Source organism: Reichenbachiella sp., assembly GCF_039969095.1.
Taxonomy (GTDB): Bacteria; Bacteroidota; Bacteroidia; order Cytophagales; family Cyclobacteriaceae; genus Reichenbachiella.
In genome coordinates this window covers 195,511-211,678 of the sequence record NZ_JBDVOL010000015.1, presented here as the reverse complement: position 1 = coordinate 211,678, position 16,168 = coordinate 195,511, and the positions used below count along the sequence as shown (strand labels likewise).

At 36.9% G+C, this 16,168-nt stretch carries 15 protein-coding genes; 13 read left to right on the top strand and 2 right to left on the bottom strand.

Annotated features, from left to right (window positions below):
* Positions 1-6: 6 nt before the first annotated feature.
* The gene (locus ABJH98_RS16260; protein ID WP_348308760.1) at positions 7-1,428 is read right to left on the bottom strand and encodes a transporter substrate-binding domain-containing protein; all 1,422 of its coding nucleotides are present in this window, start codon (positions 1,426-1,428) and stop codon (positions 7-9) included.
* A gap of 178 nt (positions 1,429-1,606) precedes the next feature.
* Positions 1,607-3,520, bottom strand: coding sequence for a 1-deoxy-D-xylulose-5-phosphate synthase (gene dxs, locus ABJH98_RS16255; protein WP_348308759.1), 1,914 nt, complete (start codon positions 3,518-3,520; stop codon positions 1,607-1,609).
* Between the two features lie 127 nt (positions 3,521-3,647).
* Between dxs and ABJH98_RS16250 the strand changes: the two genes are divergently transcribed.
* From ABJH98_RS16250 to ABJH98_RS16190, 13 genes are all read left to right on the top strand, one after another.
* A complete protein-coding gene (locus tag ABJH98_RS16250) occupies positions 3,648-4,754 on the top strand; it encodes a glycoside hydrolase family 3 N-terminal domain-containing protein (RefSeq protein WP_348308758.1) in 1,107 nt (368 codons plus the stop codon).
* Positions 4,751-5,227 (top strand): DUF4920 domain-containing protein, encoded by a 477-nt coding sequence (locus tag ABJH98_RS16245; RefSeq protein ID WP_348308757.1) that lies wholly within the window; start codon positions 4,751-4,753, stop codon positions 5,225-5,227. The genes ABJH98_RS16250 and ABJH98_RS16245 overlap by 4 nt, the downstream gene beginning before the upstream one ends.
* Positions 5,228-5,482: 255 nt before the next feature.
* Complete coding sequence (locus ABJH98_RS16240; protein WP_348308756.1) at positions 5,483-5,719, top strand: hypothetical protein; 237 nt, start codon at positions 5,483-5,485, stop codon at positions 5,717-5,719.
* Positions 5,720-5,749: 30 nt separating this feature from the next.
* Positions 5,750-6,610, top strand: coding sequence for a glucose-1-phosphate thymidylyltransferase RfbA (gene rfbA / locus ABJH98_RS16235; RefSeq protein ID WP_348308755.1), 861 nt, complete (start codon positions 5,750-5,752; stop codon positions 6,608-6,610).
* A gap of 1 nt (position 6,611) precedes the next feature.
* Positions 6,612-7,163 carry a dTDP-4-dehydrorhamnose 3,5-epimerase gene (gene rfbC / locus ABJH98_RS16230; RefSeq protein WP_348308754.1) on the top strand — a complete coding sequence of 184 codons (552 nt, stop codon included), beginning with the start codon at positions 6,612-6,614 and terminating at the stop codon, positions 7,161-7,163.
* 5 nt (positions 7,164-7,168) lie between these two features.
* Positions 7,169-8,113: a UDP-glucuronic acid decarboxylase family protein gene (locus ABJH98_RS16225; protein WP_348308753.1), complete on the top strand. Its 945-nt coding sequence runs from the start codon at positions 7,169-7,171 to the stop codon at positions 8,111-8,113.
* Between the two features lie 6 nt (positions 8,114-8,119).
* On the top strand, positions 8,120-9,370 hold the full coding sequence (locus ABJH98_RS16220; RefSeq protein WP_348308752.1) for a nucleotide sugar dehydrogenase: 1,251 nt from the start codon (positions 8,120-8,122) through the stop codon (positions 9,368-9,370).
* Between the two features lie 197 nt (positions 9,371-9,567).
* Positions 9,568-10,002 carry a DUF2061 domain-containing protein gene (locus tag ABJH98_RS16215; RefSeq protein ID WP_348308751.1) on the top strand — a complete coding sequence of 145 codons (435 nt, stop codon included), beginning with the start codon at positions 9,568-9,570 and terminating at the stop codon, positions 10,000-10,002.
* Positions 9,999-10,595: an adenylyl-sulfate kinase gene (gene cysC, locus ABJH98_RS16210; protein WP_348308750.1), complete on the top strand. Its 597-nt coding sequence runs from the start codon at positions 9,999-10,001 to the stop codon at positions 10,593-10,595. The genes ABJH98_RS16215 and cysC overlap by 4 nt, the downstream gene beginning before the upstream one ends.
* A complete protein-coding gene (cysD, locus tag ABJH98_RS16205) occupies positions 10,588-11,493 on the top strand; it encodes a sulfate adenylyltransferase subunit CysD (protein WP_348308749.1) in 906 nt (301 codons plus the stop codon). The genes cysC and cysD overlap by 8 nt, the downstream gene beginning before the upstream one ends.
* 27 nt (positions 11,494-11,520) lie before the next feature.
* Positions 11,521-12,801 carry a GTP-binding protein gene (locus ABJH98_RS16200; protein ID WP_348308748.1) on the top strand — a complete coding sequence of 427 codons (1,281 nt, stop codon included), beginning with the start codon at positions 11,521-11,523 and terminating at the stop codon, positions 12,799-12,801.
* A gap of 11 nt (positions 12,802-12,812) precedes the next feature.
* The gene (cysQ, locus tag ABJH98_RS16195; RefSeq protein WP_348308747.1) at positions 12,813-13,583 is read left to right on the top strand and encodes a 3'(2'),5'-bisphosphate nucleotidase CysQ; all 771 of its coding nucleotides are present in this window, start codon (positions 12,813-12,815) and stop codon (positions 13,581-13,583) included.
* 33 nt (positions 13,584-13,616) lie between these two features.
* Complete coding sequence (locus ABJH98_RS16190; protein ID WP_348308746.1) at positions 13,617-16,154, top strand: SLBB domain-containing protein; 2,538 nt, start codon at positions 13,617-13,619, stop codon at positions 16,152-16,154.
* Positions 16,155-16,168: the final 14 nt, after the last annotated feature.

The following is a 16,168-nucleotide window of genomic DNA, read 5'->3' as shown; positions in this document are numbered from 1 at the left end:
TTCCAATTATTCCTCCAAGTCTACGACATTCGAAACACTTTGATCCAATTGCAAATAACGATTGTAACGGTACAAAATGTCTATCACATAATCCACCGGCTCATCCCCTCGGCAATAGCCAAATTTCACAACAGGGTCATTGTAATATTTCTTCTTAGATTTAAGTCTTAAGTATTCAGCTACATCCTCCCATTTGTCAGGATTCATACCATACTTTTCTGCAAGTCTAACAGCGTCTTGCACGTGACCCTGACCTACATTGTATGAGGCCAAAACGAATTTGGCCTTTTCCTCTTCATCTTCAATATGCTTCCAAACATCTTCTAGCCATAATATGTGCTTAACTGCAGCTTTTAGGTTTTGTTCAGGGTTGAATAAATTTTTGACTCCATATGAATTACCTGTTTTCGGCATAACTTGCATTAATCCTCTGGCACCAACCCATGATTCTGCCTTTGGATCAAAACGCGACTCTTTAGATACTTGTGCAGCAAGCAACTGCCAATCCCAGTTTATTTTTTCCGCACTTATTTTAATCAAACTATCATAAGGTGAAATTCTCTCAGAACTTCTAGAAAAGAAATCGCTTTCGACCATTTCTTTACTTTTTCTAGTGCTTTTAAAGTACTTATCATACAAGGCATAATATTCATTGGTTCGCTTCATATCACCAATCCAAGCATTTAAAGTATCAAGCAATTGAGGAGTGTTTTTTCTTACTCCCCAGGCAATCTGTTGGGGGAAACTAATTGCTGTCTTTACATCCAAAATGGGATAGTATCTCGCATTAACTAACGCTACGTCTTCATCTGCTACAGTAAAATCAATTTTGCCATCTGCTACCAATTCTATGAGTGCTTCTGTTTCTAATTCGTCAAACTCTTCAACAATGAGGATATCCCCACCAATTTCCTCAGCCAAATGTTTCAAACGGGTAGTATATGCAGACCCTTTCCTTACGTAAACTTCTTTTCCTATTAGTTCAATAGGGTTACGCAATAGTGTTTTTTCGATCTCATGTAGCTTCATATTCCTCCAGTCATCAGGCTTGCGCTGTACAAGCACTTGTCTGACAAAATTGTGTGGAGAAGTAAATTCCAAAAACCGCTGGCGTTCTTTGGTTATAGACAGGTTATAGGCTAAAACATCCCCTTGTCCTGCATTAAGTTTCCTAAATCCTTCCTCAATACTAGGAGTAATATCAAACCGAATCTCTAAATCTATACTATTAGCAAAAAGTGAGAGTAATTCATATTCATATCCCATAGGCTCTCCCCTGTACAGAAACATTCCTGTAGAGCTGTTGTCAACAATGGCAGTGAAATACCCTCTTTCTTTGATCTGCTCTAAATCAATTTGAACCATACGTTCTGGGTCGTAACCATAAGTGGAATCCTCTAATTGAGGTGTTCCCTCGAGTGAAGTCATTTCCAAATTGGATCTTTTACAAGAAGAAAGATTAATGAGCAAGGTCAAAAAACAAATAAAAAGATATCTATACTTCATTGTCATAATGGAGATGGGAGCTAGATTACAATATACATATTTTGAAACATTCCAAGATTAGAATCTTTCTGATAAATGAAATAATGGAAATCTTTAGATTTTATACTTCCTGAAGAGAAAGCAATTTTTTAGCCGATTGATAAAGGCTCTCAGGATCAAACCCACACTCTTTGTGTAGCTCCATTTGTGTGCCATGCTCAACTACTTCATCTGGAATACCAAGACGCACCACTTTGTTTTGATGACCATGATCGGCCATAAATTCAAGAATTGCACTACCGAAACCTCCTTGCAGACATCCATCTTCTACAGTGATGACATACTTGTAATCTTTGAAGATTTCATGGAGCATTTCTTCATCCAATGGTTTGACAAATCTCATATCAAAATGACCCACATTTAATCCGTCTTTTGACAATTTATGACAAGCCTCGATGGCATAGTTGCCTACATGGCCAAGAGTTAAAAAAGCCAGTTCGTCTCCGTCTTGGATTTTTCTTCCTTTACCGATTTCAATTTCTTCAAAAGGTGTTTTCCAATTTGGCATCACACCATTGCCTCTTGGGTATCTAATAGAAAATGGCCCTTGGTCTGGCAATTGCGCCGTATACATGAGGTTTCTAAGCTCCTCCTCATTCATTGGAGCAGATACAATCATATTCGGAATGCATCTAAAATACGAAAGGTCATAATTGCCATGATGAGTAGGCCCATCTGCTCCAGCAAATCCTGCCCTGTCTAAACAGAATACTACGTTCAAATTTTGAATGGCTACGTCATGAATCACTTGATCGTAGGCACGCTGCATAAATGTAGAATATATATTGCAAAATGGCACCAAACCTTGAGTGGCCAATCCAGCGGAAAAAGTTACTGCATGCTGCTCTGCAATTCCTACATCATAAGCACGATCCGGCATGGCCTTCATCATGATATTCAATGAAGAACCAGAAGGCATGGCAGGAGTTATTCCCATAATTTTCTCATTCTTTTCGGCCAATTCTACAATCGTATGACCGAACACTTCCTGATACTTTGGTGGTTGGGGTGTTTCGTAAACTTTTTTGTGGATCTCTCCAGTAAACTTATCAAATGTACCTGGGGCATGCCATTTGGTTTGATCTTTTTCTGCCAAAGAATATCCTTTGCCTTTTTTTGTCAGGCAGTGCAGAATTTTTGGGCCAGGAATATCTTTGAGGTCATTTAAAACACTCACTAGGTGATTGACATCGTGCCCATCGATTGGTCCGAAGTATCTTAAATTGAGCGATTCGAATAAATTACTTTGTTTAAGCAGAAAAGACTTTACACTACTTTCAACTTTCGATCCTATTTCCTGAGCATTAGGGCCAAATTTGCTGATCTTTCCAAGAATATTCCAGACTTCATCACGCATTTTATTATACGTTTTGGAAGTGGTGATGTCTGTAAGGTAATCTCTTAAGGCTCCTACATTTGGGTCGATAGACATACAGTTGTCATTAAGAATGATCAATAAATTAGAATTAGAGACTCCGGCATGATTCATGGCTTCAAATGCCATTCCACCTGTCATAGCCCCATCCCCAATTACCGCAATGTGTTGCTTGTCCTTCTCATTTTTATGACGAGATGCCTCAGCCATACCCAAAGCTGCAGAAATAGAAGTTGAAGAATGTCCTACCCCAAATGCATCGTATTCACTTTCTTTTCTTTTTGGAAACCCTGAAAGACCATTAAAAAATCTATTAGTATGAAATTGATCTCTTCTTCCAGTTAAAATTTTATGCCCATACGCCTGATGTCCTACATCCCAAACCAATTGATCTTCAGGTGTATTGAATACATGATGTAGCGCTACTGTTAGCTCAACTACTCCTAAACTGGCTCCAAAATGGCCACCATAAACAGACACTACGTCTACAATGTATTGACGAAGTTCCTCAGAAAGCTTGACCAGTTGGACAGCATCTAAGCTCTTCATGTCCGCGGGAGAGTTGATTTGGGCGAGTAACTTACCGGGCTCGATTTGCATAAACTAAATGTACTGTTATAATTTTAAAGCACCAAAAAGTGGCATCATATGTGCCAGTAGGCAAAGTGCCTGCAAAACTAAACAGATTTACTTACTTATATTGCATCGAATTTTAGAGGTCAATTTTATGAATAAAGTAATTACCGCCCTTTTTCTATTTCTTACGAGTGCACATGCAATCGCACAGGGGAAAGATCAAAATCAGGATAGTGTTAGTCTTGATGAGATGATCGGTCAGATGATTCTTACTGGGATCGGTGATTTTTCATATATGCCAGAAGATGCTGAAATTTTGGATGAAATCAAGGCAGGAAAAGTCGGTGGTGTCATTCTTTTTGAAAAAAACATTAATGCTGAGCATCCCAAAAAACAATTGAAAAGAACGATCGAAATGATCAAAGGAGCGGCAAATTACCCACTCTTCATAAGTATCGATGAAGAAGGTGGAAAAGTAAATAGGCTTAAGACTAAATATGGCTTCCCCTCCACTATGCAAGCGGGTGAATTGGGAGAGATTAATAATTTGGACACTACGGCATTCTATGCTAGAAATACGGCAAGTACTTTACAAGAGTATGGTTTCAATGTAAACTATGCTCCAGATGTAGATGTAGCGATCAACCCTGACAATCCTGTAATAGCCAAATTAGGTAGAAGTTATTCTGATGATCCACGAATTGTTGCAAATCAAGCACAACAGGTCATAGACGTTCATAGAGCCAATGGAGTGCTCGCTGTTCTTAAGCATTTTCCTGGCCATGGTAGCTCCAGAAATGACTCACATCTAGGTGTAGCCGATGTGAGTAATACTTGGCAATTTTCTGAACTTATGCCTTACAAGTGGCTTATTGACTCTGGTCGTGTTGATGGTATCATGACTGCACATATTGTAAACGAGCATTTGGATCCTTCAAAGTTGCCTGCCACTTTATCACCATATATAATCAGAAATATTCTTCGAGGGGTTTTAGGCTATCAGGGCGTAGTGTTCACTGATGACATGCAAATGCATGCTATTTCAAAAAATTATGGTTTTGAAGAATCAATTAAAATGGCCATCAATGCTGGAGTAGATGTTATGCTCTTTTGTAATAATGTGCCTGGAAATGAAAGAAGAACTCCCTCTCAAATACATTCTATTATAAAAAATTATATAGTACAAGGTGAAATTTCAGAAGATCAAATACGAGCATCTTATTACCGAATTATTCAACTCAAATCAAAACTCCAATGAAGAATCTCATTCTATTTTCGTTCCTAAGTTTAGTATTTTTCTCTTGTGGGAAAAAACAAGTTTCACAAGAAAAACCTGCTTTTCAGTCTTATGGTGAAGCATTTGATTATTCTATTTCAAAAGATATATCTGGATTATCAAATATCATGGCAAATTCAGATTCTGTAATTACAACATTAAATGGAACAATTGAAAAAACTTGCGCGGTCAAGGGGTGTTGGATGCAGCTACAAACAAGTGATGGTAACACACTTCGCGTAACATTTAAAGACTATGGTTTCTTTGTACCAAAATCTGGAGTTGAAAATAAAAAAGCTACGATTAATGGTTATTGTGTAAAACAATTGACTTCAGTCGAAGAATTACGCCACTATGCGCAAGATGCAGGAGAATCAGAAGAGATTATTGCATCAATTACTGAGGCAAAAACTGAATATAGTTTTGTAGCCAGTGGTGTAATCATTGAAGATTAAATTCCCTTTTACCTTACTAATACCTAATTTTGAGCATTCATTAACAACCCTTCTTTTAGAATACATATGAGACGTTATTTACTAGGATTGATTATAGTTGGTCAATTTTTTATAGTTAGTTGTGGAGAAGATAGCACCGAGAGTGTCATATTGGGAACTTGGTTAGCAACCAACATAGTTCGTGAAGACTGTGACGACCCACTCAATGACGGAGGTCTAAATTGCATAAATTTCCCAGATCAATGTAAATCTTGTATGAAATTTATTCTTGAACGAGATGGCACCTATATACTTATAGTAGACTTCGATGCCAACATTAATGGTGAAACTGGAGAATATGAAGCAAAAAATAGTGTGATTAGGCTAAAACCTACAGATGGAGAAGCCTACGATCTCCCCATTTCAGATGTGTCTGAAACTAACATGATTATAGACTTACCGCTTTCCAATGGTTGTACAGCTGTGATTACATTGAAAAACACAAATTGCTAGGGTAGTTTTACTTCTTTAGAAAAATTGCCTATGAAAGGAATTATATTGGCAGGAGGCTCTGGCACTCGATTGCATCCATTGACAATGGCTGTAAGCAAACAGATATTACCTGTATTTGACAAGCCAATGATCTACTATCCGCTTTCCACTCTTATGTTAGCTGGTATTAGAGATATTCTGATTATTTCCACGCCAAGAGATTTACCCGTATTCGAAAGGCTTTTAGGTGACGGCAGTCAATTGGGGTGCAATTTTCAATATGCCGTTCAAGAAAAACCTGAAGGTTTGGCTCAAGCTTTTTTGATTGGCAAAGACTTTATTGGTAAGGACAAAGTAGCATTAATTTTAGGTGATAACATTTTCTACGCTTCTGGGATTTCTAAAAAATTACAACAATGTGTAGAACCAGAAGGAGGAATAGTATTTGCATACCACGTACATGATCCAGAAAGATATGGTGTTGTTGAATTTGATAATAATAATCAAGCGCTGTCAATTGAAGAGAAACCATCTAAACCTAAATCAAATTATGCTATTCCAGGCTTATACTTCTATGATAATCATGTTATTGAAATAAGTGAGTCTATTAAGCCTAGTGCCAGAGGTGAGTTGGAAATTACAGAAATAAACAATCAATACCTTAGTCAAGGAAAATTAAGCGTTCAAATTTTGGACCGTGGAACTGCATGGCTGGATACAGGAACTTTTGCATCTTTAAATGAAGCTAGTTCATTTGTTCAAATCATTGAAGAACGTCAAGGTCTTAAAATTGGATGTATAGAAGAAGTAGCCTTCAAGATGAACTATATTGGATCAAGACAATTAGAAAAAATAGCTTCCCCTCTAGTGAAAAGTGGATACGGAGAATACCTTCTAAATTTATTAAAATAGAATGATCGTAAAAGCACTTCCATTATCAGGCGCCTTTGAAATTAGTCCTGAAATACATACGGATAAAAGAGGCTACTTTTTTGAATGGTTCAATATGGAAAAATTCCAAAAGGAAACAAACGTATCCTTTCAACCTCTACAATTTAATTGCTCCAAATCTACAAAAGGTGTGTTGAGAGGCATGCATTTTCAACGCACTCCTCACGCTCAATCCAAGTTAGTAGCCGTGACAAAAGGAGAAATTCAGGATGTGATAATTGATGTCAGAAAGGATTCACCTACTTTTGGTCAGCATTATTCCACTATTCTTTCGGAAAGTAATAAGAATCAATTGTTCGTTCCAAAAGGATTCGCTCATGGATTCCTTGTACTCTCTGAAGAGGCAGAGATTTTTTATGCTATAGATAATTTTTATGCGCCTGACTATGAGGAAGGGGTTTGCTACAACGACCCAGAGTTAAAAATAAACTGGATGTTAGATGAAAATGAAATCATCTTATCCGACAGAGATAAAACATATGCTTCTTTCACGAACGCATCTTTAAAATTTTAAAATCAATGACTAAAAAAAGAGTTTTAATTACTGGAGGAGCAGGATTTCTTGGGTCTCATCTTTGTGACAGGTTTTTAAAAGAAGGCTGTCATGTCATAGCCATGGACAATCTTATAACCGGTTCATTAGATAACATAGAACATCTATTTCATAGAGAAGATTTCGAATTCTATAATCATGATGTTTCCAAGTTTGTACATGTCGCTGGGGGCTTAGATTATATTATGCATTTCGCTTCGCCAGCAAGCCCAATAGACTATCTAAAAATGCCTATACAGACTTTGAAAGTGGGGTCTTTAGGCACTCATAACCTTCTAGGATTAGCCAAAGTAAAAGGAGCAAGAATGCTAATCGCATCCACATCGGAGGTTTATGGAGATCCATTAGTTCATCCGCAGACTGAAGACTATTGGGGAAATGTTAACCCAGTGGGTCCACGTGGTGTTTATGATGAAGCCAAACGTTTTCAAGAAGCCATGACCATGGCCTATCATACTTTTCATGGAGTGGAAACCAGAATTGTAAGAATATTTAACACCTATGGACCAAGAATGCGACTAGATGACGGTCGAGTGTTGCCTGCTTTCATTGGTCAGGCGCTTAGGGGAGAAGATTTGACTGCATTTGGTGATGGCTCTCAAACTAGATCATTTTGTTACGTGGATGACCTTGTAGAAGGTATTTATCGTTTATTACTAAGCAATTGTCCTGACCCTGTAAATATTGGGAATCCAAGTGAGATCACCATCAATCAGTTTGCAGAAGAAATATTAAAACTGACAGGAAGCAAATCAAAAATTGCTTATAGTCCTCTGCCAGAAGATGATCCGAAACAACGTCAACCAAATATCAAAAAGGCGAAAGAAATTTTAGATTGGGAACCTCAATATTCTAGAAGTCAAGGATTAAAACCAACTTTAGAATATTTCATGAAGAAAGTTAAAGGTTAGGGAAAAATGGAATACCGTGTTGCAATTATTGGGTTAGGATATGTCGGATTACCATTAGCCGTTGCAGCTGCTGAAAAATACAAAGTTGTCGGCTACGATATTAATGCCAAACGAATTGAAGAATTAAATTCGGGATTTGATCGAACTAATGAGGTAGAATCAACTGATTTGACTTCTAATTCCAATTTGGTATTTACATGTGGATCACAAGATTTGGCAAGTTCAAATTTTTATATTGTCACTGTGCCGACCCCAATCGACAAGAATAATAATCCAGATTTATCATTACTTAAAAATGCTTCCAAACTCATTGGGAAGTATTTAAAAGAAGGAGATACTGTAGTTTATGAATCTACCGTGTTTCCAGGCTGTACAGAAGACGAATGTGTACCAGTTTTGGAACAGATATCTGGTTTGAAATTCAATGTCAATTTCTACTGTGGTTATTCACCTGAACGGATAAACCCTGGAGACAAAAATAGAGGAGTTAAAGACATCTTAAAAGTCACTAGTGGAAGCACTTCAAAAATTGCAGATGTTGTTGATAAATTTTATTCCTCAATAATTACTGCTGGTACGCACAAAGCATCTTCTATAAAAGTGGCAGAAGCCGCCAAAGTGATAGAAAATGCACAACGAGACATCAATATAGCTTTTGTCAATGAACTAGCCTTGATATTCAAAAAGCTCGATATAAACACAAATGAGGTACTGGAAGCAGCGGGAACCAAATGGAATTTTCTGCCTTTTCGACCTGGGCTCGTTGGCGGCCATTGTATTGGGGTCGACCCATATTACCTGACTCACAAGGCTGAAAGTGTTGGCTATTTACCTGAAGTAATTTTAGCTGGCAGACGAATCAATGACAACATGGGTAAGCATGTGGCACAAGAAGTCATAAAATTGATGGCGATCAAAGGTCTAGAAATAGTTAAGTCAAAGGTATTGATCCTAGGGCTGACATTCAAAGAAAATTGTCCCGACATCAGGAATACTAAGGTTATTGATATAGCCAAGGAACTTGAACAATATAATATTGAAGTATCTGTTCATGATCCTTTAGCAAATAATGAAGAAGTAAAAAATGAATACGGGTATGATCTCGTGAATACCATTTCTTCTGATTATTCGGCCTATATTCTTGCCGTAGCACATGATGCGTTTAGAGAATTAAATTGGAGCAGCCTGAATGAAAATTCCGTAATTTTTGATGTGAAAGGAATTCTACCAACAAATTTTTCGGATGGTTGTTTGTAGTTTTTAAGTTTTCATCCTTTCCAATTTAACAATTGTTACTAAGTTTGCGCCTCATTTAACCCTGCAGATAGCAGATAAGAAATTGAAAAAGACATTTACATACAAGATACATCAATCAACGACCTGCTGTTGATGGTTTGTTTCTGGGAGTAATCCAGATTGTTTTAAACTTTATCTTATCTCAAAATAATTAAATAATGGACAGTAGGGTCAGACATATTACAAAATCAATTACTTGGCGCATTATAGCGTCAGCGACTACTTTTTCATTAACTCTTGCTTTTTTTGGAAAGGCTGAGTTAGCCATGGCTTCTTGGTTGACTGCTTTAGAAACCACCATTAAAATTGCAATCTACTACGTTCATGAGCGTATTTGGTTTAATTTAAGCTCAAATCTAAACCATAGAACACGCCATATCTTAAAAGCTTTGACATGGCGGGTTATTGCTTCAGGCACTACCTTTATCTTGGCCATGATGCTTTTTAGTGGACATGATGGTGCGCTAGAAAAAGCTACTTGGATAGCATTGATAGAATCTATATTGAAAATGGGATTTTATTATGGACACGAGGAATTGTGGTACCGAATAAATTTGGGCCTTGACAATCGGAATAATAAAAAAGCAGCATGACAGAGAATATAGTACCACATAATCATACGATTAAGAGATCTGATAGAATAAATAAATTGGGTTACCACCCAATTTTAATTTGGTTTGTTGGACTCTCTGGTTCAGGTAAATCAACGCTTGCTAGTGGTTTGGAGACAAGGCTTTTTAACGAAGGTATTAACACCTACATCTTAGATGGTGATAATATTCGTAGTGGTTTAAATAAAGATTTGGATTTTTCTGATGCGAGTAGAAAAGAAAATTTAAGACGAATTACTGAGGTATCAAATCTATTTGTAGATGCCGGCACCGTAGTTCTTACAGCATTTATTACGCCCTTTGAAGAGGAAAGACAAAAAGTCAAAGAATTGATGGGTAAAGATTATATAGAGATATTTGTCAATTGCCCTTTAGAAGAATGCGAAAAAAGAGATGTTAAAGGATTATACCAAAAAGCACGTGAAGGTAAAATAAAAAATTTCACTGGTATTGATTCTCCTTTTGAAGAACCAAAAAATGCGGATATAGTGATACCTTCCCATGAATTGTCAATTGATGAAGGTGTTCAAAAAATATATGACATTGTTATTAAAAAAATAAAAGATAATGAGTAATTACAATCTGACGCACATCAAAGAACTTGAAGCGGAAGCTATTTATATCCTAAGGGAGGTCTTTGCCCAATTTGAAAACCCTGCCATTTTATTTTCTGGAGGAAAGGATTCAATTTGTGTAGCTCATTTAGCAAGAAAAGCTTTTTTTCCTTCAAAAATCCCGTTTCCATTTGTACATGTAGATACTGGACACAATTTTCCAGAAACTATGGATTTCAGGAATAAATATGTCGAAGAACTAGGCGTAAAACTTATTGTAGGTTCAGTGCAAGAATCCATAGATGAGGGCTCTGCCGCAGAAGAAAAAGGCAAGAATGCAAACAGAAATGCAATCCAGACAGTCACTCTTTTAGATACTATTGAAAAAAATCAATTTGATGCTTGCATTGGCGGAGCTAGAAGAGACGAAGAAAAAGCAAGAGCTAAAGAAAGATTTTTTTCGCATAGAGATGAATTTGGGCAGTGGGATCCTAAAAATCAAAGACCTGAACTTTGGAATATATTCAATGGTAGATGCCACCAAGGAGAGAACTTCAGAGTTTTTCCTTTAAGCAACTGGACCGAAATGGATGTGTGGCAATATATCTTATCAGAAAACATAGCTCTTCCAAGTCTCTATTTTGCTCACGAAAGACAAGTAATAAGAAGAAGTAACACCTGGTTGCCTGTTTCTGATTACATCCAAATAGCAGAAGATGAAGAAATCGTAACTAAGAAGATTAGATTTAGAACATTAGGAGATATAACAATTACTGGTGGAGATGAATCTGATGCTGATACCCTCGAAAAAATTGTAGATGAAGTAGCTTCTGCAAGACAAACTGAGCGAGGAAATAGAGAAGATGACAAACGATCTGAAACCTCTATGGAGGACAGAAAAAAACAAGGATATTTTTAGAAATTAGCACAGTCAATACTGATGACAATGGAAAATAAAAAACACGATAACAACTCTTACTTAGACATGGAATTGCTTCGCTTCACGACCGCAGGTAGTGTAGACGATGGAAAGAGTACATTGATTGGGCGCTTACTTTACGATTCTAAATCAATCTTCGAAGACCAAATGGATCAGGTGGCCAAATCCAGTGAAAGAAAAGGATTGGAACATACTGATTTAGCCCTTCTTACAGATGGGTTGAAAGACGAACGAGAACAAGGAATCACTATAGATGTAGCCTATAGATACTTTGCTACCCCAAAAAGGAAATTTATTATTGCGGATACACCTGGTCACATCCAATATACAAGAAATATGGTGACAGGTGCTTCAACTGCTAACTGCGCTTTGTTGCTGGTAGATGCTAGAAAAGGAGTGATTGAGCAAACTAGAAGGCACTCAATTATCGCTTCTCTTTTACAGATTCCTCATGTGATTGTTTGTGTAAACAAAATGGACTTAGTTGATCATGATCAAGAGGTCTTTGAGAAAATTAAAGAAGAATATGAAGCATTTGCATCTAAACTGGAAGTTAAAGATGTGCGTTTTATTCCCATCTCAGCTTTAAATGGAGACAACGTAGTAAATAGAAGTGAAAATATGCCTTGGTATGAAGGTTCTACTCTTCTTTATACTTTAGAAAACATTCATATCGGGAGTGATCACAATCATATAGATTGTAGATTCCCTGTACAAACTGTCATTCGACCCAAGAATGACAAATTTCATGATTATCGTGGATACGCAGGAAGGATTGCGAGTGGTGTATTCAAGCCAGGCGATGAAGTAACCGTTATCCCTTCTGGCTTTAGTTCAAAAATTAAGTCCATAGACACATTCAATGGAGAACTAGAAGAAGCTTTTGCTCCTATGTCTGTTTCAATTCAATTAGAAGATGAAATTGACATTGGGCGAGGAGATATGATTGTCAGGACAAATAACAAACCTGAACCAATTCAGGATATAGAAGCTATGATATGTTGGTTGAATCCTCAAGGGCCAAAACCAAGAGCTAAATATATTCTAAGACATACTACATCAGAGGCTAAAACGATGATTAAAGAAATCAGTTATAAATTAGACATTAGCACTCTGCATAGAAACGAGGAGGATAAAGATATTACTGCAAATGATATCTGTAAGATGAAACTTCGAACGACAAAGCCTCTCCTAGCTGATTCGTACAATAAAAATAGAATTACTGGAAGTCTTATTCTAGTAGACGAAGCGACCAATGAAACGGTAGCTGCCGGAATGATTGTTTAAATAATATTAAAATGGATTTGAACCCACTGCTAGAAATAGCAAAAACTGCGGCTAAAAAAGCTGCAGTTTCTATTTTGGAGATTTACGAAAGTGGAGATTTTTCAATCGAAGCTAAATCGGATGATTCTCCTCTTACAAAAGCTGACAAAGCTTCACATTTGGCAATTGTAGCAGAGTTAGAAAAGACTAATCTACCCATACTCAGTGAAGAAGGAAGAGATATTCCATTTGAAGAAAGAAAGGACTGGGAATATTTTTGGATGATTGACCCGTTAGATGGAACCAAGGAATTTATCAAAAGGAATGGCGAATTTACAGTTAACATAGCACTGATTCACAATGGTAGACCAATCCTAGGTGTAGTGCAAGTCCCTGTGCAAAACAAACTCTATTATTCTACTACGGAGCAAGGTGCTTTTCTAGAAGGAGAAACACAAAATAAAATTCAAGCCAATTCAATAAAAATGAATGACTCCAGTCTAAAAATTGTAGCCTCTAGATCTCATCTCAACGATGATACCAAGCAATTTATGGATCAGTTTGATCAACCAGAAATTGTCAGTATGGGTAGTTCATTGAAGCTGATAGCCGTTGCCGAAGGGAAAGCTGATCTTTATCCAAGATATGCTCCAACAATGGAATGGGATACAGCTGCTGCTCATGCCATTGTAATAGAAGCAGGTGGGACTGTTACAATTAAAGACTCGAACGAACCTGTGCAGTACAATAAACCTGATCTTTTAAATCCACATTTTCTAGTTGCGAGCAGAATCAATAACTAGAATTACCTAAATTGCGCAAAATTTATCCCTTATATGAGACATGTTTCATTAGTAGCATTAGTCCTTGTACTAGCCCTAATTTTTCCCGTATTTGAATCATTTGCCCAGCAAATGCCTAGCATTCAAAATATAGCTAGCATTAATGTTGATGACTTATCTGATGAGCAAATTCAAAAATTCATCACAAAAGTAGAAGAAAGTGGATATTCAGAAGACCAATTAATCTTAATGGCGAAAGCCCGGGGGATGAGCGAGTCACAAATCCAAAAACTTAAATCCCGAATTTTACAAGTGCGATCTGGAAGTTCCACTGGAAGTAATTCAACAAGTGTAACAAACCTTAGAAGATCGAAAAATGAGCAAATAGATGCTGAAAACGAGGTTGATAAATTTTCTCTCGAACCTAATGATCTTTTCTTCAATCTTTTAGGGGACTCTACAAATATAGAAGACGGTTTGAAGATTTTCGGAATGAAATTCTTTGAAAATAGTGCTCTGACTTTTGAGCCAGGCTTAAATATGCCAACCCCAAAAAATTATACGATAGGACCTGGGGATGAAATGATAATTGATGTGTGGGGAGCTTCAGAACAAACCTACCAACTAATGGTTTCTCCAGAAGGTTCAATTCGAGTTCCAAATCTTGGGCCAATTTATGTATCTGGGCTTACAGTAGAGAACGCTAAAAGCAAAGTGATTGCTAGATTGAAAAAAATCTACAGTACTATTGATAGAGGTTCCTTTGCTGATGTTACTCTGGGTCAAATTCGTTCAACCAATGTTCACGTGATTGGAGCTGTTCAAAAACCTGGCACTTACACCCTTTCTTCTTTTGGCACAGCATTTAACGCACTTTATAGTGCAGGCGGACCAACAGAAGATGGTTCATTTAGAAAAATTGAAATCTATCGATCTCGAGAATTAATTTCAACACTCGATGCATACAAGTTTTTCGTTGAGGGAACTGGTGAAAATATAACGCTACAAGATCAAGATGTAGTAATTGTTAGACCTTATACTAATCGTGTCACTTTTGATGGGGAAGTTAAGAATCCTGCCATTTATGAATTATTGGATGATGAGACATTTGAGCAATTATTAACTTATTCTGGAGGTTTAACAGACAAAGCATACAGAGGGGTTGTTAACTTAAGAAGAATAGATAAAAACCAAAAAACTGTTCGTTCAATAAACTTAGATAGTATCAGCAACTTCACTATGAAGAACGGTGATGAAATATTTGTGAGTAAGATTACCAACGAATTCGTGAATCGCGTGACTATAGAAGGTCCTGTGATGAACCCTGGTGAATACGAACTTGTAGACGGAATGACTTTAAAAGACCTGATATTAAAAGCAGATGGCTTTAAAGGGGATGTATTCATGGAACGGGCTGTAATTATTGGACAAAAGAAAAATTTCACACTAACCAGTACAGCATTCGACCCTGCCAAAATTTTAAGTGGAGAAGAATCTATATTGTTGCAAAATAATGATATAGTTAAATTTCAATCTATTTATGACCTTAGAGAAGAATATCATCTAACTGTAGAAGGTGAAGTTCAGCGCCCTGGCAAATTTTCATTTGCAGAAGGAATGACTGTGGAAAACCTAATCTTTTTAGCAGGCGGATTTAAAGAATCAGCATCAAAATCCTTTGTCGAAGTTGCAAGAAGAATCAATCCTGACAGCGCAACTGACACATATAATAATGCTGAAATTTTCAATTTTAACATCAGTAAAAATCTTTCAATATCTGCTGAAGCATCAAGTTTCAAACTAGAACCATTCGATCTTGTAGTTATTAGAAAAAGTCCATTTTTTGATGAACAGGAAGTAATATTTGTAGAGGGAGAAGTTAAATACCCTGGTGCATACGCTCTTGATCAAAAAAACGAAACTATTTCATCTGTACTTAAAAGAACTGGCGGTTTGACCAGTTTTGCATACGCTAAAGGAGCTACACTGATCCGACGAACAGAATATTATACCCCTCCAGAAAATTACATTTACAATAAATATGGAGCAATTACTGGCCTTGTTAATCCAGAAAAAGATGCGGCTCGAATACGTCGAGAAGATTTGACTTATCTTTTCAAAAAAGACACCCTATTTACTGATAGTGCTCAAATATTTAGACAACAAGAATCTATTGGAATTGAATTAGAAAAGATTTTAAAGAACCCTGGAGGCAAGCACGATATGATTTTAAGGGAGGGCGACATTATTAGTATTCCTCGCGAATTTCAAACTGTACGAGTTAGAGGTGAAGTGCTTTATCCAAGCAACGTAAGGCATGAAGATGGTTATAGTTTCAAAAAGTTCATATCTTACGCAGGAGGATTTGATCAAGAAGCCAAAAAATCAAAATCATATATCATATATGCCAATGGTCAATCTGCACAAACTAAAAGTTTCCTATTCTTTAGATCATACCCAAAAGTAGAACCAGGTGCTGAAATTGTTGTACCTAGAAAACCAGATCGAACACCACTATCTGCTCAGGCTTGGGTTGCTATGGCTTCTAGTATTGCAACACTAGCGCTAGTAATTGATCGACTATTGAACTAGATAATGGCGCTGCA